Origin of the sequence: Nocardia sp. CS682 (assembly GCF_004634405.1) — a bacterium.
Lineage (GTDB): Bacteria > Actinomycetota > Actinomycetes > Mycobacteriales > Mycobacteriaceae > Nocardia > Nocardia ninae.
In genome coordinates, this window is sequence record NZ_CP029710.1 from 6673222 (window position 1) to 6695371 (window position 22150).

Here is a 22150-nt window from a genome sequence, read left to right on the forward strand (position 1 = left end):
TAGATTAGGAAGTGTGACAGAACCCGTGAACATACGGCTACCTGCCGATCTGCTCGCGGCAGCGGAGCTGGCCGCCGAGGACGACGGCGTCACCTTGACGGTGTTCGTTGCCCGGGCGATCGAGGAGAAACTGCTGCGCAGCGAGTTCGATCGGCATGCTCGGATGGTGGATGCGGCCGCCGCGGCGGCTCCCGGTCATCTTCTTCAGAAGTCCCGCGCGCTCCGCGACGGCCTCGCCACATGGAAAGCAGCGCAGCGCTTCGACGGGTCGCCGTGACGAGAACACGCGGAACCTGCGGGGTGGGGGTGTCGGTGGGGGACCGTAGGATCGCTGCCGTGACCGAGCGCAGCGAGCGTCAGCGAGAGGACCATCGAACCGGCGCGCGTACGCGTGTGGCGGAGGCGAGCGTCGGCGAGGTGATGTCATGACCGAGCGCCCTGCGCTGCACCTCATGCTGGGGGACGAGGAGCTGCTGGTCGAGCGGGCGGTGGCGGAGGTGACCGCGCAGGTGCGTGCGCTCGCGCCGGATGCCGATGCGGTGCCGGTCGATCGGATGCGGGCGGGTGACGCCAGCACGGCGGAACTGGCCGAGCTGTTGAGTCCGTCGCTGTTCGCCGAGGATCGCGTGATCATCCTGGAGTCGGCGGCCGAGGCGGGCAAAGACGCGGTCGCGGTGATCACCGCCGCCGCCGGTGATCCGCCCGAGGGCGTGGTGCTGGTGGTGCTGCATTCGGGTGGCGGACGGGCCAAAGCCTTGGTGCCCGCGCTGCAGAAAGCCGGCGCGGTGGTGCACGACTGCGCCAAGGTGACCAAGGCGGCCGAGCGCGTGGAGTTCGTGCGCGGCGAATTCCGCAACGCCGGAGTACGCGTGGCGGGCGACGTGGTGCAGGCGATGCTGGAGTCCGTCGGATCCGAACTGCGCGAGCTCGCCGCGGCCTGTTCACAGTTGGTCTCCGACACCGGCGGCAAGATCGATGTCGCTGCCGTGCACCGCTATTACTCGGGCAAGGCGGAGGTCTCCGGTTTCGACGTGGCCGAGCTTGCCGTCGCCGGTGACCGCCCCGGTGCGATGGAGGCGCTGCGCTGGGCCAACGACCGCGGCGTCCCCCATGTCCTGCTCGCCGACGCCCTCGCCGACTCCGTGCACACCATCGCCCGCGTCGGCTCCGCAGGCCGCGGCGACCCGTTCAAACTCGCCCAGCAACTGGGCATGCCACCCTGGAAAGTCAAGAAGGCCCAGGCCCAGGCCCGCAACTGGACCCCCACCACCATCGGGTCCGCCCTCCAAGTGGTCGCAGCCCTGAACGCCGACGTCAAGGGCGGGGCCGCCGACGCCAACTACGCCCTCGAACACGCACTCACCCAAATCCTCGACCTGCACGCCGCAGGCTGAGCCGCCAGCCCGGCCTCGGTCGGATAGCAGTCGAGTAGGGGAGTTCGACGGGCAGTTCGGTCGAGGAATCGGGATGCCGGATGTGTGCTGTGGCACATGTGGGCGAGAACTCAATCAGTTGGATTGGGAGAGCTGCCGAGCAAGAAACGGGAGCCATTCGGGCGCGGCTGTACTGTCAGATCGCAACGTCAGATGAGGTTTGTCCGGTCTCAGATCGGCACCAGCTAGTTCGCCAGCAACGTTCTGGCCAGCGGTTTCGCGAATATTCGAGCCAATTGTCGGCTAATCGTTCGTGTCAAACTGGAATCGGTTATGGACGAACGAACAGCACCGGTCTTTCCGGTCGATGATTCCCGGCGGGGCCGCCTACGGCGCGGTCGGCCGCAGGGTGGCGCGCATCGTCGTCCGGAGCGGCGAGTGGCGCGAACCGCGCTGAAGGTACTGGCCGGGGGCGTGTCGATGGCGGTGCTCGCGGCAACCGCAGTCGGATGGGCGACCGAGGGCCGGTTCGATCGCGGATTCACCAGGTCGGCGGCATTGGGTGTGGATGCACCGCGGTCGCTGGCCGGTGACACCAACGTCCTGCTGATCGGCCTGGACACCCGCAAGGATCAGGCCGGGAACGATCTGCCGAAGGAGATCCTGGACCAGCTGCACGCAGGCGACGGGGAAGAGGGCGGGTACAACGCGAACACCCTGATCCTGGTGCACATCCCCGCGGATATGAAAAAGATTGTCGCCGTATCGATTCCGCGTGACGACTACGTCAAGGTCGCCGGCATCCCCGGCTACACCGATGTGAAGATCAAGGAAGCGTACGGTCTCAAGAAAGCGGCCGTGCAGGACCAACTGATCAGTCAGGGCGTGACCGACAGCAAGGCACTGGAGCGGGCGGGACGCGAGGCGGGGCGGGCCTCGATTGTGCAGGCGGTGCGCGACCTGACCGGCGTGCCGATCGATCGATTCGGCGAGGTCACCCTGGCAGGTTTCTACGACCTGGCCAAGGCGTTGGGCGGAGTCGACGTCTGTCTCAACAAGCCGGTGAACGACAGCTACTACTCCGGCGCCGATTTCCCTGCGGGCAGGCAGCGGCTCGACCCCGCGCAATCGCTGGCATTCGTCCGGCAGCGGCACGGCCTGGAGAACGGCGATCTCGATCGGACCCACCGCCAGCAGGCCTTCCTCACCTCGGTGGCCCTCGATCTGCGCAAGGCGGGCACGTTCACCGATGTCGGCAAGCTGGCTGCGCTGATGGACGTCGCGCACCGCAATATCGTGCTGTCCGACGGCTGGAACGTCACCGACTTCCTGCGCACCCTCGGCTCGTCGGAGAGCCCGGCCGTCGAATTCCGTACCTTGCCGGTGCTGCGCTACGCCACCATCAATGGGCAGGACGTCAACATCATCGACCCGGCGGCGATCCGCCGCGAGGTCCGCGCCGCGTTCGGCGATCCGGACCCGACCGTCGCGTTGTTCAAATCGACCCGCCCGCCGACGTTGCCGACCACCGACCCACTCGCCGGAACCCCAACGCCCACACCGGATGTCGGTGCGCCGGTCGCTACCACCATCACCGGTGACACCATCCCCTGCGTCAACTGAGTGAGCTGCACCGGCTTGCCCGAAGCCATCCGCTCCGAGCACCGCAACGGTCGATCACGTCCATGCATTCGGTGCCGAAATACTTTGTGCGGCAAGAGATTCGTGCCATACGGCAACGGTGACGACCCGTCACATCGCGGCAGTAACCCGCTCGACCCCCGGCCCGGTCAACGCCGCAAGCCCCGCCTTCCGTCCCGTCGCGACAAGCAGCAGATCGCTGATCGGCCCCCGGATCTCCTCGGGTCCGTCGCCGCCCGCCCATTCCGCGTCGGTGGCGACCAATCGAATCCCACGCAACCGCTTTCGTGAACCGTAGAAAATATTGTTCCGCACATGTTCGAGCGCCGCGCACGCCTGCTCGATGGGCACCTCCCGCACCCGGCCGAGCGGTCGCGCGACGTCCTGTCCGTGAATCATCATGTCCACCAACGGATCTATCGGACTCGCCCCGGGTGCCCGGTGCGTCGATCCGGCCGACTCACGCACTTGCGCGATCAACTCGGCGGGCGTGAACCGGGCTGCGCGATCGCGAGCCAGCTTGTCGGTCATCCGGTCCCAATCGCCACGGGCCTTGATGACGCCCACCAGCGTTTCCCGCAGGCTGACCTTGCTGGACAGCGAGACGTGGGCCAGCACTTGATGCACGTTCCAGCCGGCACACAGCGACTCCACTTGCCATTCGTGCTCGTCGAGGTCGTCGAAGAAGTCGGCCAGCGAGAGCCTTTCGGCCGTTACCCACGCCTGGATCTGATCTCGGTCCACTGTGTTCCTCCGGGTTCGGTGTCGTCACCGGTAGTGACGACCCGAACCACAGAATTTCATCGCAATGCCGGAAAGTGAGCGTTATGCCTGCTGCGGTGATTGGACCAGGGCGGCCGTGACTTTGCGGACGAGCGGCAGCACGAGCAGCAGCGTCGGAAAGGCGATGGGCCAGGACACCGCCCAGGACCGCAACCAGACGCCGACCGCCAGGCCGTCGCTCATCAGCGTGCTGATCAACGACACGATGCAGGTCATCAGAATGGACAGCAGCATCGGCAGGATCACCGCCGAGTACCGGGCGGGCAGCTTGGCAAAGGTGTTGCGAGAGTTCATCGGTCGCTCCGTAAGTGTTCGTCAGGCAACGGCACCGCCGGATCGGCGGGGCCGGTGCGTTGGTTGACGTGAACGCTTACGGCGACAGGATGTCGCGGCGCCGAGCATAGGACAGCCACCCGCGGCGGCGCAAGCCGTGCCAGCACCGCCGCGTACACCGATTGCTCAGGCGCGGGCTTCGATCTTCAGGTCGCCGGAGACGACGCCGCGGGTCATCGGCCGCGCCAGCATGTCGTGCGGGAAACCGAGTTCGATGGCGCTGGCCTGCTCGAGCCGAGCCAACTGCGCGGAATCGAATTCGACATCGAGCGCGCCGAGGTTGTCCTCGAGTTGGGCGGCGGTGCGGGCACCGATGATGGGCGATGTCACACCGGGATTGCGTAGCGTCCAGGCCAGCGCGACCTGCGCAGGCGTCTTGCCCAACTCGGTGGCGACGTCCTTGACCACCTCAGCGATGGACAGCGAGCGCTCGGTGAGCGCGCCCTGTGCGGCCGCGACGTTCTTGCGAGTGCCCTCGACCGAACCCTCCCCTTGGTGATCGAGGTCGTCGCGGGTGTACTTGCCGGTCAGCACGCCGCTGCCGAGCGGCGACCACGGGATCACGCCGAGGCCCAGCTCGCGCGCCATCGGGATGAGGTCGCGTTCAACGGTGCGCTCGATCAGGCTGTATTCGATCTGCAACGCGATCAGCGGTGACCAGCCACGCAGGTCGGCGATGGTCTGCATGCGGGCCACCTGCCAGGCAGGCGCATCGGAGATACCGACGTAGAGCACCTTGCCCGAACGCACGAGATCGTCCATGCCGCCCAGGATTTCGTCGACGGGGGTCATGAAATCCCAGGCGTGCAGGTACAGCAGATCGATGTAGTCGGTGTTCAGCTTGCGCAGGCTCGCCTCGACCGAGGCGAACATCGACTTGCGGTGGTTCCCACCGGAATTGGGGTCGCCCTGACGGCGCAGCATGGTGTATTTCGTTGCCAGCACCAGGCTTTCGCGATTGTCCGCAGTGAATTCGCCGAGCAGTTGCTCGGAGGTGCCGTTGGTGTACTGGCTCGCCGTGTCGATGAAGTTTCCACCGCGGTCGAGATAGGTGTCGAAGATCTTGCGGGCCTCGTCCTTATCGGCTCCCCAACCCCAGTCGGCGCCGAAGGTCATCGTGCCGAGGGACAGCGGAGACACCCGAAGGCCGGAGCGGCCGAGCAGCCGGTAGGTGTCGAGGGTACGGACTCCGGACATGTCCAGCTCCTTGTCGTTGGTGCTGCATTGGTGAGGAAACCCAGTCTTCAGCGGTGCGACCGGAGGGGTAAGGGAAGGTTCTTCCTGGGAAAGCCAGTCCTAGGCAGCCGTAATATCGACGGTGATGACCGGAATGGTGAACGCGACAGACGGCGCGAACTCGGGGCCCGGCGGCCGTCGCAGGTCGGCGAGCGCCACCGATCCCACTCAGGAACTGGCGGCGTTCCTGCGCGACCGGCGGGAGCGCCTGACCCCCGGTGACCTCGGGTTACCGGCGCGCAGGCAGGCGCGGCGCACGCCGGGGCTGCGGCGCGAGGAGGTCGCGGAGCTGGCGGGTGTCAGTACCGACTACATAGTCCGGCTGGAGCAGGGACGTGGCCTGCGTCCGTCCGCCGACGTGCTGGAAGCCTTGTCGCGGGCGCTGCGGCTGAACGCCGACGAACGCGCCTACCTGTTCGATCTGGCCAAGCAGCGGCAGCCGAATGCCGGGAAACCGGCCACCGTGCCCGCGCCCGCGCTGGCCATGCTGGTGCACGATCTGTCGCCGTTACCGGCGATGCTCATCAACCATCGCTACGACATCCTGGCCTGGAATCGGGAGATGTCGCGGCTGATCATCGACTTCGACACGGTGCCGCCGCGCCAGCGCAACTCCATGTGGCTGTGCCTGATGGAGCCGAGCATGCGCGATTTCTACGTGGAGCGGGAGCGGATCATCCGTGAGGGTGTCGCGGATCTGCGTGCGGCCTGGGCGGCGCATCCGGACGATCAGGTGCTCGGCGAGCTGATCGCGGAGTTCACCGCACGCAGCGCCGAGTTCGAGGAGGGTTGGGCCAGGCACGACGTGCGGGTGCAGGGCCGCGGCGCGAAACCGCTGCGGCACCCGGTCGTCGGGCGGCTGGTGGTCAATTACGAGGTGTTGATGCCGGTGCAGGATCCGGACCAGCGCATCATCATCTATCGGGCGGCCGACGCGGATTCGCAGACGGCGCTGGACCGGCTGATGGCCGATCCGGCGCCGTTGGTCGATCGGACGCCCTCGGCGGAGCTCACTCCACCGAGCTGAGCACTAGCTCCTCGTCCTCTTCCTCCGACTCCTCGTATCGGCCCTCCCAGTCGTCGTACACGGGTACTTCGTCGTCTCGCGTGACAACCCACTCCAACGAGTACGAGCCCTCCTCGTCGATGGGAACCATCACGTTCTCGATCTTCACCCCGATGCCCAGGACCTCGGCGGCCCGGATCACGTCGGGCAGATCCTCGCCACGGACCACAGTCTGATTGGCGTAAACGGTAACCATGCGCCGAATGGTAGCTGGAACCTCCGACAGGCTGTGGGCCGATCCAGAATCCTCGCGGACGAACAGGGCGCTGACCGGGGTACGTGTACGACAAAAGCCGCCGTGGTCGTCGAGGCCACGGCGGCTGCGTCAGAAGCATGCGGTACCGGATCGGTACCGGGGAATCAGATCTTGTTCAGAGCCAGCGCGAGGGCCGACTTCTTGTTGGCGGCCTGGTTGGCGTGGATGACGCCCTTCGAGGCAGCCTTGTCGAGCTTGCGGCTCGCGGTCTGGAGCTGCGCGGCGGCCTTCTCTTTGTCGCCGGCCGCGGCAGCTTCCCGGAAGCTGCGGATCGCGGTGCGCAGCGAGGACTTCACCGACTGGTTACGCTTGCGCGCTTCCTCGTTGGTACGGATCCGCTTCAACTGGGACTTGATGTTGGCCACGCCTGTTTCCTCGTGTTCCTGTCGCTGAGTGGTCTGTGCTGGAAAAGTTCCTGCGCGTGCGTCGCACCCTCGATAAACGGGTAACGCAACGCCGAAGGTCGAGAATACCAGCCGCCGCTCGGGGCACGAAATCAGCACCGGCGTCCAGCGCTACGCCGACGCGTGCGACCCTCGCCGCCCGTGCCGCGGCGGCCGCACAGGCTCAGCGATCCCGAGGTCGTTGTAGAGACCACACGTCTGGCGTAGCGTCCCTGGGTACAACCCGTTGATCTTGAACGGCACTGTTTTTCTGAGCGACACCACGGCTGGCAAAAGCTATACGTCTGGAACGCGGAAGGTGGACAGATGTCTCCAACGGCTCAAGAAGTTGTGGAAGAAGTCGCCGAGTACGGGCCGATTCCCGACAGCAAAAAGTGGGGAGCGGAGGCGCTCGGCACGTTTGTCCTGGTCATGGGCGGTGTCGGGACGGCGGTGCTCGCGGGGGACCGGGTCGGGGCGCTGGGCGTGGCGTTGGCCTTCGGACTTTCACTGTTGTTTCTCGTTTACGCGATCGGGCCGATCTCCGGCTGCCATGTGAATCCCGCCGTGACGGTCGGTCATCTGCTGCTCGGCAGAATCAGCATGGTCACCGCGGCCGGTTATTGGATCGCGCAATTGCTCGGTGGATTCCTGGCCGGGCTCGTGTTGTTCGCGCTGGCGAAGAATCTGCCGTCCTACGACCGCGAGGCCAAGGGGCTCGGCGCGAACGGCTGGGGGGCGCACAGTCCTTCGGCGCAGAAGGCGCCACTCGGTGAGGTCGTCCTGCAGAACGGCTACGGGCTGGCCGCGATGATCATCATCGAGGTGATGCTGACCGCGCTGCTGGTGTTCGTGGTGCTCGCCTCGACCGATCAGCTCTCCGATGTGCCGCTGGCCGGCCTGTCCATCGGTGTCACGCTGGCGGTCATCCACCTGATCTCGATCCCGGTGGACAACACCTCGGTCAACCCGGCGCGCAGCCTCGCCGTCGCCCCCTACCAAGACGGTGCGATGGGCCAGGTCTGGGCTTTCGTGGTGTTCCCCCTGATCGGCGGTGCGCTCGGCGCACTGGTGTACGGCCTGCTGTTCGGTCGCTCGCGCAACGTGCTGTCCTGAGTTGATTCGACGAGCCCATCGGCGCCGAGGGGGCCGCTGGGCTCGCCACTATGCCGCGGTTCGGGGAACGGCGTTGCAGGTCGAGGCAATCGCCGTAATCGATTCAGTGCCAGGCGTATTCGGCGCACAACCGGTGGGCGACGAGGTCGAACGACTTGCGGGGCAAGATGGCGCCTTCGCGCCGGATGCCCGCCTCGGGCACGTCGAGCACCCGGTCCAGCCGAACCCAGCTCGGCCTGCCCTCCGGATCCCAACTGCCGCTGCCGATCCCGACCCAGTTCGGGTCGCGCGCCCGGTCCGCCTTCGACGACAGCATCAACCCGAGCAGCGTCCTGCGGTCGCGCCCGACCACCAGCACCGGCCGGTCCTTGCCATTGCTCGGATCCTCCTCGAACGGCACCCAGGTCCACACGATCTCGCCCGGATCGGCCCGTCCGTCCAACTGCGGCGAGTACACGATCTGCCGGGCCCGCTCAGCCGTCGGCACCGGAGTGGACGCGGTCGGGCGCACCTTCACCGCAGGCGTGCGCCGCTGACCCAACGACCCCACCAGCCGCTCCACCAGCCGCGGCCCCTGCTGCCTGACCAGCTTGGGACCCTGCTCCTTAGCGATAAGTCCGAGCTGCTTGCCGAGGGAGTTCCAACTTCGGGCCATATTCGCAATATAACGGCGCACCGCCGTCTTCTCACGCGCGCCGCGACCTCCACCAGCACCCCGCCCCACCCGCCCGCCGACCCCTCGAACCCCCAACTCCCGCAAGGACCCTCACTACCAGGATAAAACCGGCGCCAAAATGGACTCCACCTCCATAGCGTCAAGACACCAATGTGGGAGCGACCACTTGTGCGCTAGCGACCTACGTCCGTCACGGCAGCCGGTTGCGCAACGTCGTGAGCCAAGCATCGAAGTGCGGACACCGGCTCCGGAGTTCCTCGATGCCGAGATCGGCTATCGCCAGCGGTCCATCGTTTGTTTTCGAGTAATGCGGGCAGTAGTTGAGGATTCGCTTCGACGGGACGGTGTCCGGTCCGTCGTTGACGAGTTCGGGACCGCCCGTCAGATGAACGTCCACGAGCAACCGCTCGGTCAGCCCTGGCAGCAGGCAGCCGACCTGCTCTGCGGCGGCGAACACCCACGTCTCCAGTTCGTGCAGGATCAGATGCGGCACGAATCGGCGATCGGCGGCGGTTGCGGCGAGGGAGGTTTCGACGTGTGCCACCCGGTCATGGGGTGCGAGGCCGGGCGGAATGTCCGCCATACCGGGAGCGTCCGGTGGAAAGGCGTAGAAGTCGAACAGGGTCGTCAGGGGCGTTTCGTGGTGACGATCGACTGGGTCACCGTCCAGCCGCTGTCAGCGAGATAAGGCCCGAGCACATTGTTGACGACAATCTCCTCGCTCTGCCCTTCCACGAGGAAGTGGAGGCGGTGATAGGTGGTCGTCATACCTGATCGAAATCCTCTTTGACGGGTCGACCACCGAGCAGGTTCTTCTCCCACAGCTCGCCGAGGGAATACTCCGCCAGCCAAGCCTCCAGCTCAGCGGCGTCCGGACGCGAGAAGGTCGATCCGCCCGCTCTGCGCTCCACCACAATCAGGTCATCGACCTCGAATTGGTTCATCAGCGTGACCGATTGGGTGGCGATCAGGACTTGGCTGCGAGACGCGGCCTGCCGCAGCAGGTTCGCGAGCTGCACGATGGCAAAGGGATGCAATCCGAGTTCGGGCTCGTCCAAGACGACGAGCGCGGGCAACTCCGGCTGCAGCAGCAGCGTAGCCAGGCAGACGAACCGAAGCGTGCCGTCCGACATCTGGTTGGCGGAGAAGACGGCGTCCGAACCCTGCAGTTGCCAGCGGAGCCGGATGCGGTCGTTGTTCTCGGGTTGCAGCACGAAGTCCCGGAAGAACGGCGCCACCAACCGGATCGCCCCGACAATGCGGCGATAGGCCGCCTGGTCGGCGGCAGCGTCGCTGGTCTGCAGGCGATAGAGGTACGCGGCCAGATTGCCTGCGTCCGAACGCAGAGTGAGGTTGTCCGCAGTGGAGACCATCCGCTTGACCGGAGCATCGGCGCTGGTGTCGTGGAAATGGAAGACCTTGCAGCCCTCGAGCAGCGCGAACACATACTTGGCTATTCCGCCCCGTGGGCCACCGGTTTCCGTGGCCAGTCGAGTTTCGCGATGACCGTGGCCCAGCGACTTGCTGTACGGGCGATCGTATTTCGGCTCGTGGTAGTAGACGACCTCGGTTTCGAAGATCAGTTCGTCGTTCGCCGCGGGCACGAGGACAGCCTCGTAGGAGTTGGGATCGGCGTCGAGCTCCAAACGAATCCGGGAGACGCCGTCGCCGTCGGTGAGCAGCGCCGAAGCGCCGCCGTTGAGCCCGACGAACAGGCCGAGCTCACCGTCGACAATTCGTCCGAGCAGGGCGAGCGCTTGGACGAAGTTGCTCTTCCCCGCACCATTCGCGCCGACCAGAATGTTCAGTTGCCGAAGCTCGACCGTCGCCGATCTGATCGAGGTGAATCCCTCGATCTGGATTGTTTTCAGCGGTTGGCCTGGCATGGCCTAACTCTACGATGAGCCACCGACGTTCCTGGGATTGCTCATGAATCGCACGCTTGTTGCACGGCGGCGAGCGCGTCGAGTGTGTTTCGTCGCAGGTCCACCCATCACCCGCTGGCTGCTCCCGGCCGGGAAACAGCGGGCCCGTGCAGCCAGGATCTCGCGGTTCAGCACACCGATGGCGGGAGCTTCGTACTGCTCATGGGACGATAGAGGACAGTTTGCCGATACCCATGAGGAGTGGAGTGCCCGCCAGCTTCGCCGACACGACGTTCACCGATCCGTCTCGGATCCGGAACTTTTGCATCATCGCGCACATCGATCACGGGAAGTCGACGCTGGCCGATCGGATGCTGCAACTGACCGGTGTGGTCGAGGAGCGGCAGATGCGCGCCCAATATCTGGACCGGATGGATATCGAGCGTGAGCGCGGCATCACCATCAAGGCGCAGAACGTGCGGCTGCCGTGGCAGGTGGACGGCACGGATTACGTGCTGCACCTGATCGATACACCGGGCCACGTCGACTTCACCTACGAGGTGTCCCGCGCGTTGGAGGCCTGCGAGGGTGCGGTGCTGCTGGTCGACGCGGCGCAGGGCATCGAGGCGCAGACGCTGGCGAACCTGTACCTGGCGCTGGACAAGGATCTGACGATCATCCCGGTGCTCAACAAGATCGACCTGCCCGCCGCCGACCCCGACCGCTACGCGGCCGAGATCGCGCACATCATCGGCTGCGACCCCGATGACGTGCTGCGGGTCTCGGGCAAGACCGGTGTCGGCGTGACCGAACTGCTCGACGAGGTCATCAAGACGGTGCCCGCACCGGTCGGCGACCCGGACGCGCCCGCCCGCGCGATGATCTTCGACTCGGTCTACGACACCTACCGCGGCGTCGTCACCTATGTCCGAGTGGTGGACGGCAAGCTCACCCCGCGCGAGAAGATCAAGATGATGTCCACCGGCGCCACGCACGAGATGCTGGAGATCGGCATCGTGTCGCCGGAGCCCAAGCCGACGCAGGGTCTGGGTGTCGGCGAGGTGGGTTACCTGATCACCGGCGTGAAGGACGTGCGCCAGTCGAAGGTCGGCGACACGGTGACCGCCATGCGCAATGGTGCGACCGAGCCGCTCACCGGTTACCGCGAGCCGCGCCCGATGGTGTACTCCGGTCTCTACCCGGTCGACGGCTCCGACTACCCGGACCTGCGCGACGCACTGGAGAAGCTTCAGCTCAACGACGCCGCCCTGACCTACGAGCCGGAAACCTCGGTGGCACTGGGCTTCGGCTTCCGCTGCGGGTTCCTCGGCCTGCTGCACATGGAGATCACCCGGGAGCGGCTGCAACGCGAGTTCGACCTCGACCTGATCTCCACCGCGCCCAACGTGGTCTACACCGTAGAGATGGAGGACGGCACCAAACATGTCGTCACCAATCCCTCGTACTGGCCGGAGGGCAAGGTCCGCCACGTCTTCGAGCCGGTGGTGAAGTGCACGGTCATCTCGCCGAGTGAGTTCATCGGCTCGATCATGGAGCTGTGCCAGGCGCGCCGCGGCGAGCTCGGCGGCATGGACTACCTGTCCGAGACCCGGGTCGAGCTGCGCTACACCATGCCGATGGCGGAGATCATCTTCGACTTCTTCGACTCGCTGAAGTCGCGCACCCGCGGCTACGCCAGCCTCGACTACGAAGAGTCGGGCGTGCAGGACGCGGCGCTGGTGAAGGTCGACATCCTGCTGCAGGGCGAAGCAGTGGACGCGTTCAGTGCGATCGTGCACAAGGACGCCGCGCAGGCCTACGGCAACAAGATGACCAGCAAGCTGCGCGAACTCATCCCGCGCCAGCAGTTCGAGGTGCCCATCCAGGCCGCCATCGGCTCGCGCATCATCGCCCGCGAAAACATCCGCGCCATCCGCAAAGACGTGCTCGCCAAGTGCTACGGCGGCGACATCAGCCGTAAGCGCAAGCTGCTGGAGAAGCAGAAGGAAGGCAAGAAGCGGATGAAGACGATCGGCCGCGTCGACGTCCCGCAGGAAGCCTTCGTCGCCGCCCTCTCCTCCGACGCCGCGTCGGATAAGCCGAAGGGGAAGTAGGGCCCAGCCCCGCTCCAGGACCGGATCGACTGAACTCAGCCCGCGGGCTGCACGGCGATCCGGACCTGGAGGCGTACGCCACCCGCCGGGCTCTTGGCGAGTTCGGCTGTGCCGGAGTGTAATTCAGCTTGCTGTTGGACCAGCGCGAGACCCAGCCCCGAGCCGGGGGAACCCGGTCCTTTGACGAAACGGTCGAAGGCCTTGGGGCACAGGGTGTCCGGGATGCCGGTTCCGTCGTCATCGATGAGGATCTCCACCATGTCGTCGGCGGCTGGGCGGACGGTGATGGTGACGGTGTCGGCGTGACCGTGCTGGACGGCGTTGGCTACGGCGTTGGTGACGATCAACATGAGGCCGCCGGGGATGCCGGTCACCGTGACGGGCTCGCATTCGATGAGTTCGATGCGGACGCCGGGGTGGCGGCGTTGCGCGTCTTGGGTTGCGCGGTCGAGGGTTTCGCAGAGGTCGAAGGGTTCGAAGATATCGGGCTCGGTGAGTTCGCCGACGGCGAGTCGTTCGAGATCGGTGAGGGTGTTCTCGATCTGTTGTTCGGCGAAGAGCACCTCGTTGAGGATGGTGCCGCGCTGGTCGGCGGGAATCTCCTTGGTGGCCAGCACTTGTAGGTCGGTACGCAGGGCGGTGAGCGGCGTGCGCAGTTCGTGGGCGCAGACGGCGGCGAAATCGCGGGCGCTGGTGAGGGCGTGGTTGGTGGCGCGGTGTGCGGCCTCGAGTCGGGCGAGCATGCGGGTGATGGCGTCGGAGAGCTCCTCGGTCTCCTTGGCGCCGCGGCCGGACAGCGGTGGGAGCTCCTCGAGGGTGTCGATGCCGTGCGTCGCGGTGGCCAGCGTGCGTAGCGGTCGCGCGGCATAACCGGCCAGCAACCAGCCGAGCAGGGCGGCGACCACGGCGCCGGCGACCCCGATGCCGAGGCCGATGAGCTGGCTGCGGTGGATGGCCGAGGCGACCACGTCGCGGTTCGGATCGAGCGAAACCAGCACACCGGGCAGGCCGTCGACCCGGGTCACCGCTGCGTCGCTGGGTACGCCGGGCACCGAGTATTCGGGGACATCGGCGGCCGAAGGTGCGCGTGCGTCCACCGAGGGTTGCGTTTCCGCATACGGTGACGCGACAGGTGGTGGGGGCGAAGGGGTTTCCGCATAGGGAGGTGTGCCGGGTGCCTGCGACCCCGGATACGGCGGCGGAAGTGGCTCCGCCGGAGCACCTTTGAACGGCGGCGCGACCCTTACCGCCATCGACGAAACGGTATCGTCCAACTGCCGCTCGCCGGTCGCGTTGAGCAACGCGGCGAACGTGATGGTCAGGGTGAGGGCGACGAGCGCGGCGACGACCCCGGACACCAGTGCCACCCGGGTACGCAGCGACGGTGACCGCTTCACGGCTGCTCCCGTAGTACGAAGCCGACCCCGCGCACGGTGTGCACCACCCGTGGCGCGCCCGGCGCCTCGAGCTTGCGCCGCAGATACGAGACGAACACATCGACCACATTGGTGTCGGTGGCGAAGTCGTAACCCCATACGGCGGAGAGGATCTGCTCGCGACCGAGCACGATGCCCGGATGTTCGGCAAGCAAGGCGAGTACCTCGAACTCTCGTTTGGTCAGGTCGACCGGGGTGCCCGCGGCCAGCACCCGGTGCCCGGCCAGGTCGATCTGCACCTGACCGATCCGCACCTGGGTGCCGGGACGTTCGGCGGGGGTCACCCGGCGGCGCAGCAACGCTCGCAGCCGGGCGACCAGCTCGCCGAGGTCGAAGGGCTTGGTGAGGTAGTCGTCGGCGCCGCGTTCGAGGCAGGCGATGCGGTCGGTCACCGCGCTGCGCGCGCTGAGCACGCAGATCGGAATGTCGTTGCCCATCGCGCGCAACGCGGTGACCACGCCTTCACCGTCCAGGGTTGGCATGTTCACGTCCAGCACCATGGCGTCGGGGGCCGCGGTACGCACCATCGACAGCGCTTCGGCGCCGTCGCTCGCGGTCACCACCTCGAAATCGGAGAGTTCCAACCCGCGTCGTAGCGAGGCGAGCACGCGAACCTCGTCGTCCACGACCAAGATCCGGTGTCCGGTCATGGATCAACATTAGTCCCGGTCAGCGCACGCTCGCGACGACGCACCCTGGCTCACCCGGAGCGGCGGGCAAGGTTTCGGCCGGTGCGCCGGGCACGTCGTCGGCCGGGATCGCGGGCATGGGCGCGATCGGGACAGCGGGGACGGCGCCGGGCGGCAGTTCGCGTTCGATGGTGACCCACGGGCCGTCCGGTCCTTCGCCACGGGTGATCACCACCGGCTCGCTGGGATCGATCGGAGCGCAGACGACGGGTTCGCCAGGGGTGCCCGGAGCAACCTGAATGACACCGGGGGCGGGTGCAGCAGGTGCGCCGGGTGCGGCAGGTGCCGGCGGCGGTCCCGGCTGCGCCGATGCGGCGCCCGCCATGCCCGCGACCACGGCGGCGGTGAGCGCGGTCCCGCTGAGCACGGCCGCGATGCGGCGTCCGGTGAATGCGGTCATGAGGGTGACTCCTTCGGATCGATGCTGCCGGCCCGGCTGGTCCGACGAAATCGACGGTAGGGAAAGGATCTTCACCACTTGTTGAGCATTCGTTAGAGAACTCTTAGGTTCCCGTCGTCGCGTGCGTGGCCCGATCGGGGTGCGGCAGAATTCGACCTGGTCACAAGCCAAATCGGCGGCCTCGAACGGTTTGTTAACCCACCAGAAATGGGGCTTCCGTTCTGGTTTTCGGGATGGCAGGGTTGTGTTGCTCGCCACCAGTGGAGTCTCTACAGTCCTGGAGAATGTGACAGTCGGGTTTTCCCGAAATAGTGTTAGGTGATCTTCACTCGGCCTGGCCGGCATGTGAGGATGGCTGCTGGAAACCCGAGATGGAGCTTCTATGACGCGTGACCTGCCCTTCGATGACGACACCACCGAGGCAGCCGAGCGCGCGGGTGACACCGCATACCGAGTGGCCACGGGTGTCGCGCGGGTAGCACGGGCGGGCGCGTATGTCACCGGCGGCGCACTGGTGGCCGCGAACGGTGGCGGCGTCCCGGCGCACCCCGGTTCCTCACACGCGGACAGCAGGAACGCGGGCTGGGCGCACAACAGCGACCCCGACGCCGACCTGCCTTCCCCGACGATCACCTTTCCGGACCCGGTCGTCGAACCGGCTCCGCTGAACTCGCCTTACGGGGCCAACTCGCCTGTCGCCCACGGCAACTCCGGCTTCGGCCTGCCCGGCACCCACCCCGGCGGCACGAACCTGCCGACGTTCGGCGACGAGTACAACGGCACCGACGCGGGATTCCAGCTGCCCGGCACCGAGTCCACCCATCAGGGCATGGGCCTGCCGAGCCTGCCCGGCGGCGCGTCGAACCAGCACGCCATGGAACTCCCGGGTACGCCCGGTGCCTCGGACCAGCACGGCGTCGGACTGCCCGGCACGTCGCCCGGTAACGGCCTTGGACTGCCCGGTACGCCCGGCGGCATCGGCCTGCCCGGTGCGGACGCAGGCCCGGCCCACCGCCCCGGCGCCGACGTCGAGGCGCCCGGTGGCAATGGCTTCGGTCTGCCCGGCCACGGGCTCGGTCAGGCCGGGCACGGTTTCGGCCTGCCGGGTGCGAACGGTTTCGTCGCGCCGGGTTCCGGCGTCTTCGACCTGCCCGGATCTCAGGCGACCCCGGCAGCGAACGGTCCCTTCGACGGAGTCGGCGACGCGGGCGGTGATCCACTCGGGATCTTCGTCGGCACGCAGTGGTCGGTGGATTTCGCCATCGGCCCGCAGGGCGTCTACTTCAATTCCGAGATGAAGGTGGACCTGGGCGCCGGTCACGTGGGTGATCAGCTCGACCAGTTCACCGACTGGCTGGGCAGCGGTCTGCACGTGCCCGACGGCAACGACCGGGCGGTCACCGATCCGACCGTGGCCGGCCATGGCAACCCCGGTGTTGTCGGCGGTCTCACCACGCCGGGCTCGTCGTCGACCCAGTCCACGCACTCCACGCACTCGGCGGCCCCGACCCCCACGACGCAACCGGTGGTGCAGGCGCTGCCCGCGCCCGCACCGATGGCGTCGGCCACCGTCGCGCCGGTGGCCACCGCCGCCGCGGCGCCCGCCGTGGTCGCACCCGTGGCGAGTGCCGCGCCGCAGCCGGTTGCGGCCACCCCGTTGCAGACCACCATTCAGCCGGACGCCGCGACCACGCCGATCGCGAATGTGTTTGCGGCGCCGGAGGGTCCGTCGGTGCTCACCGTGCCCGCCGCCGCCACGCCCGCACTGTTCGATCAGGCTCGGCCCACGCCCGTGGTGAAGCCGAACCCGATCCCCGATACCAAGCCCTCGGACGTGTCGGTCACCACGCCGAACATGCCCACCACCATCACCAAGACCGTCCCGGTCCCGACGGTGCCGTCGGATATCACCACGCCGAGCATCCCGAAGACGCCGGACCTCACCACGAAGGTGCCCGGCGCGGGCCACCCGTCGACCTCCCACGGTGGCATCTCCACCGGGCCGGACGTGCCGACCACCAAGATCCCGCCGGCCACGGGCACGCAGTCGCCGACCATCCCGGACGACGACGTGACCACCCCCAGCACGGGGGCGGGCCCCGGCGGCGCGACCGGCGGGGTCACCACCCAGCCCACCGTGCCGACCCGCGAGGTGCCGACGGTGACCCAGCCTGACCCGACCGTGCCGACCCGCGACGTGCCGACGGCGGTCCCGACGCACAACGCACCCGTGCCGACCCACGACCTGCCGCCGACCTTCCACGCGCCGACGCCGACGCAGGCGCCCGTACCGACCTACAAGCCGCCGATCGTCGATCCCAAGCCGCATGCCATCGCGGACAACACGCACATGGTCGGCGCGAACACGGCGCAGATCCAGGACTACCCGACCTACACCGACCACTCGATCCTGGCGAGCGGCGGCCTGTCCGGCGGTCTGCTGCCGGAATCTACGATGGCCGAGACCCATCACATGGGCTCGGGCGGCTTGGACTCAGCGTTGATATAGCGCGGGACCTTGGTGATCAAGGGGTGAAGGGGGCGTCCATGTCGATCGAGAGCACAACTATGTAAGGAGGCAGGTTGTCTGCCGCAGCCGGGCTGAAGGCCGCGACGGTGAAACACCCGGACGCGATGGCGCCGCTGATCCGGATTCTGGACGAACTGCGGGAGATGACCAGATTCGCGGGCCGCGACGATCTGGGCAGCCGGTTGAGCATGGTCCGGGCGAGAGTGAGCGACCCCCGGGTCCGCCTCGTCGTCGTCGGCGAGCCGAAGAACGGCATGAGCACGCTGGTCAACAGCCTGGTCGGCGCGTCGGTCAGCGCGACCAACAGCGACCTGAGCGTGCCCGTCATCGTCGAGTACGGACCGGAACCGACTGCGACACTGGTGCGTTCGGTCGACGGCCGCACCGAACGGCAGTCGGTCGACCCGCTCGATCCCGGCCCCGCCATCTCCGGGTTCGGCGTGATCCGGGCCGAGTTCACCCAGCCGAGTCCGCTGCTGGCCGACGGCGTCGTGGTGATGGACGCACCCGGCACCCGCGGCGCCGACAACACCACCTGGTCGATGATCGCCGCCGCCGACGCCGTGCTCTACGTCGGCGACGCGGCCACCGAACTCACCGTGGACCAGATCGCCTACCTGCAACGCATCCAGCAGATCTGCCCGACCGTCATCTGCGTGCTCAACAAGATCGACCAGTTCTCCCACTGGTCACACACCCAGCAGCGCAATCGGGAACTGCTCGACGCGGCCGGGCTCGGCTTCGCGGTGGCGCCCGTCTCCGCGGAACTGCACCGGCAGGCCGGGCTGTCCGGCAACTACCAGCGCGACATCGAATCCGGTGTGCCGCAACTGATCGACCACCTGCGTGACTATGTGGTCGCCCGCGCGGACAGTGTGGCGCTGGATGCCGCGGTGCAGGACATTCGGCTGGTCAGTGATCATCTCGCGTTGACGTTGCGCAATGAGGTCGAGTCCCTGCGGGATCCGCGCCGCCGGGACGAGATCACCGACCAGCTGGTGCGGGCCAGGGACAACGCGGAACAACTGCGCCAGCGCACGGCGAACTGGCAGGTCACCCTGGTCGATGGCAGCACAGAGCTGATGGCCGACATCGAGCACGACCTGCGCCACCGGCTGCGCAACCTCGTGCGCGACGCCGAAGCCGAGATCATCAAGACCGATCCGGCCCGCCGCTGGAAGGAATTCGGCACCGACCTCGACGCCAGGATCTGCGAGGCGGTCGAAGAGAATTTCGTGATGGCGCACTACCGCTCGGTCGAGCTCTCCGAGCAGGTCGCCTCGAAGTTCCTGGCGGACAACCGCGCCGCGCCGCTGCCGGATCTGCGCCTGGACAACCCCGGCGAGGTACTCGAACCCGTGCAGCCGCTGGAGCCGCTGGAGAGCGCGAAAGCCGGTGTGACGCAGCAGTTCCTGTCCGGTCTGCGGGGCTCCTACGGTGGTGTCCTCATGGTCGGCCTCGCTACCAGCTTGCTCGGTATGTCGCTGGTCAACTGGTACTCGGCCGGGGCGGGCGTGCTGCTCGGTATCAACGCGCTCTGGGACGATCGCAAGAACCGCAAGGCCCGCCGTCGTGCCGAGGCGAAGGTCGCGGTGGCTCGGCTGATGGACGACGTCATCTTCCAGGTCAGCAAGGAATCGCGAAATCGGTTGCGCGCCATGCAGCGTGTGCTGCGCGATCATTTCACCGATATCGCCACCGATGTCGCCAAACAGGCGGATGAGGCGCTGCGGCTGGCCGAAGCCGCCCACCACAAGTACGGCGACCACAGCGGTGAGCGCATCGCCGACATCGACGTTCAACTCGGCAAACTGCGCGGCCTGCGCGAACAGGCCGACAGTCTGACCGTCTGACGAAAAACCCTGTCACCCAGGGTTGTTCGCGGGGGAGTGGGCGGGTTGGAAACCGCTTGCGTTTCGGTTGTCTTCGGCTCTGATCACGTGGGTGACCGCGTTGATCAGGGCCAGGTGGGTGAAGGCCTGGGGGAAGTTGCCGAGGTGGCGGCCGGTTCGTGGGTCGATCTCCTCGGCGTAGAGGCGCAGGGGGCTGGCGAAGCCGAGGAGTCGTTCGCACAGGTGCCTGGCGCGTTGCACCTCGCCGATCTCCACCAGGGCGGAGACCAGCCAGAACGAACAGATGGTGAAAGCTCCTTCGGTGCCGGACAATCCGTCGTCGGTGGTCTCGGTGCGGTAGCGCAGCACCAGGCCGTTCTCGGTGAGCCGGTCGGCGATGGACAGCACGGTGGCGCGGATGCGGTGGTCCTCCGGTGGCAGGAAGCGGGTCAGTACCGCCAACAGGAGTGAGGCGTCCAGGGTGTCGCCGCCGTAGGTCTGGGTGAAGACGCCGTTGGCGTTGACCCCGTGCTCGAGAATGTCGGCCTTGATCTGGTCGGCGATGGTGTACCACTCGGTGGCGTGCTCGTATTGGCCGTGCAGCTCAGCGAGTTTCGCGCCGCGGTCCAGCGCGACCCAGCACATCACCTTGGACGAGGTGAAATGCTGGGGCTCGCCACGCACCTCCCAGATGCCGCGGTCGGGCTCGCGCCAGTGTGCGATGGCGGCGCGGACCTGCCGTTCCAGCAGCGGCCACAATGTTTCCGGCACTTGCTGACGCGATTTCACGTGCAGGTACACGGCATCGAGCATGGTGCCCCAGATGTCGTGCTGGTCCTGGTTGTACGCGGCGTTGCCGATGCGCACCGGCCGCGAGCGGTCGTAGCCGCTGAGGTGGTCGAGGTTCTCCTCGGTGATCTGGCGTTCGCCGCCGATGCCGTAAAGCACTTGCAGCGGAACAGCATCCCCGTTGTCGCCGGTGGTGGCGTCGCGCAGGAAGGCGAAGAAGTCGTCGGCCTCGCGATCGAGCCCGAGGGTGTAGAGGCCCCACAGCGCGAAGCTGGAGTCGCGCACCCAGGTGTAGCGGTAGTCCCAATTACGTTCGCCGCCAGGGGTTTCCGGAAGGGAAGTGGTGGCGGCGGCCAGCAGCGCGCCGGTCGGTGCGTAGGTGAGCCCCTTGAGGGTCAGCGCGCTGCGCTGTAAGTAGTTGCGCCACGGGTGATCCGGGAAGTTGCCGAGGGTGATCCACTGCCGCCAACTCTCGGTGGTCTGCCACATCTTCTGCGCCGCGTCTTCATAGGTCTTGGGCGCGGGCAGCTCCGACCAGGTCAACGCGACGAACTTCTCGTCGCCCTCCGCCATTCTGGTGCGCGCGCGGGCCTCCCTGCCCTCCAGCCCGAGCCGCAGATCGGTGGTCAGCACCAGGCTCGGGCCCGCGCTCGGGTCGTCGGTGCGGACGGCGGTCGCCTCCTCGTACACCTTGCCGGTGTACTCCCAGCGACCCGCTGCACGGTGGTAGTCGAACGAGGGTTCGCAACTCATTTCCAGCTCGACGGTGCCGTTGACGCACTTCACCGTGCGCAGCAGCATGTGCTCGGCATCCCAGTCCATCGGCGTGCGGCGGTGCGTCTTGGAGCGCTGATCGTTGTTGTGCCACGGGCCGAGCACCAGCGCGTCGCGCACGATCAACCAGCCGGTCTCGGTCTGCCAGGTGGTCTCCAGGATCATGCCGCCGGGCAGATAGCGGCGCGCGGCCGGCACGTTGACGCCGTAGGGACCGATCCGGAAGTGCCCCGCGCTACGGTCCAGCATCGCGCCGAAGACGCTCGGGGAGTCCGGGCGCGGCACACACATCCATTCGACCGCCCCGTTGCTGGCAATCAGACAGCTGGTCTCGCAGTCGGACAGGAACGCGTAGTCGTCGATCGGCGGGTAGGCGCCGTGCCGCTTGGACTCGGACAGGTAACTCAGCACCGGCAGGTCATACGGTTCGTCGACGGTGAGATCATCGGAGGACGGCATACCTCATCTTCGGGCCGGGCGAGCCGCACGTCCACTGTCTTCGCCGCCGTGCCGGATCAGGCGCCCGCCGTGACCGAATATTGACCTTGCCGAGCTCTCAGGTGGACCCACTAGGCTGGACGGCGTGCAACAGATCGCAGGGTGGTGGGACAGCTTCGAGCTGTGGGTAGCGGGACTCCCGTTCATCCCGCAGTTCCTCGTCGTGCTCGTCGGCATGGTCCCGGTCAGCTTCGCCATCGCCTACCTGCTGGACCGCACGCTGCGCGCCCTGCTGCGCGTCCTGGACCGTAAGCACGGCATCGAGCAGGCCTTGCCCGCCGTGCCCGACACCGTGCCCGCCGACCTCGCCGTCGACGCCCGCCCGACCGTGCAGAGCGGTGCCCACTGATGCCACGTTCG

Annotated in this window: 22 protein-coding genes; 9 read left to right on the top strand and 13 right to left on the bottom strand. The window is 67.1% G+C overall.

Features of this window, described 5'->3' with window-relative positions; all coding sequences use genetic code 11:
• Positions 1-13: 13 nt before the first annotated feature.
• The 3 genes from DMB37_RS29975 to DMB37_RS29985 all read left to right on the top strand — a co-directional run bounded on the left by DMB37_RS29975 (position 14) and on the right by DMB37_RS29985 (position 2996).
• Positions 14-277, top strand: coding sequence for a hypothetical protein (locus tag DMB37_RS29975; protein WP_135235542.1), 264 nt, complete (start codon positions 14-16; stop codon positions 275-277).
• Positions 278-425: 148 nt separating this feature from the next.
• Positions 426-1394 carry a DNA polymerase III subunit delta gene (holA, locus tag DMB37_RS29980; protein WP_135235543.1) on the top strand — a complete coding sequence of 323 codons (969 nt, stop codon included), beginning with the start codon at positions 426-428 and terminating at the stop codon, positions 1392-1394.
• Positions 1395-1706: 312 nt separating this feature from the next.
• On the top strand, positions 1707-2996 hold the full coding sequence (locus DMB37_RS29985) for an LCP family protein (RefSeq protein ID WP_135235544.1): 1290 nt from the start codon (positions 1707-1709) through the stop codon (positions 2994-2996).
• Positions 2997-3125: 129 nt separating this feature from the next.
• Here the strand turns inward: DMB37_RS29985 and DMB37_RS29990 are convergent, their stop codons facing one another.
• The 3 genes from DMB37_RS29990 to DMB37_RS30000 form a co-directional block, all read right to left on the bottom strand.
• Positions 3126-3758 carry a maleylpyruvate isomerase family mycothiol-dependent enzyme gene (locus DMB37_RS29990; protein ID WP_135235545.1) on the bottom strand — a complete coding sequence of 211 codons (633 nt, stop codon included), beginning with the start codon at positions 3756-3758 and terminating at the stop codon, positions 3126-3128.
• 81 nt (positions 3759-3839) lie between these two features.
• On the bottom strand, positions 3840-4091 hold the full coding sequence (locus DMB37_RS29995; protein WP_135235546.1) for a DUF2798 domain-containing protein: 252 nt from the start codon (positions 4089-4091) through the stop codon (positions 3840-3842).
• 165 nt (positions 4092-4256) lie between these two features.
• Positions 4257-5327 (bottom strand): aldo/keto reductase, encoded by a 1071-nt coding sequence (locus DMB37_RS30000; RefSeq protein WP_135235547.1) that lies wholly within the window; start codon positions 5325-5327, stop codon positions 4257-4259.
• Between the two features lie 124 nt (positions 5328-5451).
• Between DMB37_RS30000 and DMB37_RS30005 the strand changes: the two genes are divergently transcribed.
• Positions 5452-6393, top strand: coding sequence for a helix-turn-helix domain-containing protein (locus DMB37_RS30005; RefSeq protein WP_240771715.1), 942 nt, complete (start codon positions 5452-5454; stop codon positions 6391-6393).
• Here DMB37_RS30005 and DMB37_RS30010 read toward each other — a convergent pair.
• The gene (locus tag DMB37_RS30010) at positions 6377-6628 is read right to left on the bottom strand and encodes a hypothetical protein (RefSeq protein WP_107654853.1); all 252 of its coding nucleotides are present in this window, start codon (positions 6626-6628) and stop codon (positions 6377-6379) included. The two genes, DMB37_RS30005 and DMB37_RS30010, sit on opposite strands and share 17 nt — an antisense overlap.
• Before the next feature lie 164 nt (positions 6629-6792).
• A complete protein-coding gene (gene rpsT, locus DMB37_RS30015; RefSeq protein ID WP_107660148.1) occupies positions 6793-7053 on the bottom strand; it encodes a 30S ribosomal protein S20 in 261 nt (86 codons plus the stop codon).
• Positions 7054-7398: 345 nt separating this feature from the next.
• Here rpsT and DMB37_RS30020 point away from each other — a divergent pair, with 345 nt between their 5' ends.
• Positions 7399-8187 carry an aquaporin gene (locus DMB37_RS30020; protein ID WP_135235548.1) on the top strand — a complete coding sequence of 263 codons (789 nt, stop codon included), beginning with the start codon at positions 7399-7401 and terminating at the stop codon, positions 8185-8187.
• Between the two features lie 103 nt (positions 8188-8290).
• Here the strand turns inward: DMB37_RS30020 and DMB37_RS30025 are convergent, their stop codons facing one another.
• The 4 genes from DMB37_RS30025 to DMB37_RS30035 all read right to left on the bottom strand — a co-directional run bounded on the left by DMB37_RS30025 (position 8291) and on the right by DMB37_RS30035 (position 10749).
• Entirely contained in the window at positions 8291-8842 is a 552-nt protein-coding gene (locus DMB37_RS30025; RefSeq protein WP_135235549.1) for a type II toxin-antitoxin system PemK/MazF family toxin, read from the bottom strand.
• 211 nt (positions 8843-9053) lie between these two features.
• Complete coding sequence (locus DMB37_RS30030) at positions 9054-9446, bottom strand: DUF4276 family protein (protein WP_370465229.1); 393 nt, start codon at positions 9444-9446, stop codon at positions 9054-9056.
• 44 nt (positions 9447-9490) lie between these two features.
• On the bottom strand, positions 9491-9631 hold the full coding sequence (locus tag DMB37_RS41020) for a hypothetical protein (RefSeq protein ID WP_206055034.1): 141 nt from the start codon (positions 9629-9631) through the stop codon (positions 9491-9493).
• Complete coding sequence (locus DMB37_RS30035; RefSeq protein ID WP_135235550.1) at positions 9628-10749, bottom strand: AAA family ATPase; 1122 nt, start codon at positions 10747-10749, stop codon at positions 9628-9630. Before DMB37_RS30035 ends, DMB37_RS41020 begins: the two co-directional genes overlap by 4 nt.
• Positions 10750-10982: 233 nt before the next feature.
• On the opposite strand from DMB37_RS30035, the gene lepA reads away from it, so the two are divergent.
• The gene (gene lepA / locus DMB37_RS30040) at positions 10983-12842 is read left to right on the top strand and encodes a translation elongation factor 4 (RefSeq protein ID WP_107654858.1); all 1860 of its coding nucleotides are present in this window, start codon (positions 10983-10985) and stop codon (positions 12840-12842) included.
• Between the two features lie 35 nt (positions 12843-12877).
• On the opposite strand, the gene DMB37_RS30045 is transcribed toward lepA, so the two are convergent.
• From DMB37_RS30045 to DMB37_RS30055, 3 genes are read right to left on the bottom strand one after another with little or no spacing between them, the layout of a single operon-like run.
• The gene (locus DMB37_RS30045) at positions 12878-14239 is read right to left on the bottom strand and encodes a HAMP domain-containing sensor histidine kinase (RefSeq protein WP_135235551.1); all 1362 of its coding nucleotides are present in this window, start codon (positions 14237-14239) and stop codon (positions 12878-12880) included.
• Positions 14236-14928 carry a response regulator transcription factor gene (locus DMB37_RS30050; RefSeq protein ID WP_107654860.1) on the bottom strand — a complete coding sequence of 231 codons (693 nt, stop codon included), beginning with the start codon at positions 14926-14928 and terminating at the stop codon, positions 14236-14238. Before DMB37_RS30050 ends, DMB37_RS30045 begins: the two co-directional genes overlap by 4 nt.
• Before the next feature lie 19 nt (positions 14929-14947).
• The gene (locus tag DMB37_RS30055; RefSeq protein ID WP_135235552.1) at positions 14948-15367 is read right to left on the bottom strand and encodes a hypothetical protein; all 420 of its coding nucleotides are present in this window, start codon (positions 15365-15367) and stop codon (positions 14948-14950) included.
• 382 nt (positions 15368-15749) lie between these two features.
• Between DMB37_RS30055 and DMB37_RS30060 the strand changes: the two genes are divergently transcribed.
• Positions 15750-17876 carry a hypothetical protein gene (locus DMB37_RS30060; RefSeq protein ID WP_135235553.1) on the top strand — a complete coding sequence of 709 codons (2127 nt, stop codon included), beginning with the start codon at positions 15750-15752 and terminating at the stop codon, positions 17874-17876.
• A 74-nt stretch (positions 17877-17950) separates the two neighbouring features.
• A complete protein-coding gene (locus DMB37_RS30065) occupies positions 17951-19750 on the top strand; it encodes a dynamin family protein (RefSeq protein ID WP_135235554.1) in 1800 nt (599 codons plus the stop codon).
• Between the two features lie 12 nt (positions 19751-19762).
• On the opposite strand, the gene DMB37_RS30070 is transcribed toward DMB37_RS30065, so the two are convergent.
• Positions 19763-21751 (bottom strand): glycoside hydrolase family 15 protein, encoded by a 1989-nt coding sequence (locus tag DMB37_RS30070; protein WP_135235555.1) that lies wholly within the window; start codon positions 21749-21751, stop codon positions 19763-19765.
• A 124-nt stretch (positions 21752-21875) separates the two neighbouring features.
• Here DMB37_RS30070 and DMB37_RS30075 point away from each other — a divergent pair, with 124 nt between their 5' ends.
• On the top strand, positions 21876-22139 hold the full coding sequence (locus tag DMB37_RS30075) for a hypothetical protein (RefSeq protein WP_206055035.1): 264 nt from the start codon (positions 21876-21878) through the stop codon (positions 22137-22139).
• Positions 22140-22150 lie beyond the last annotated feature (11 nt).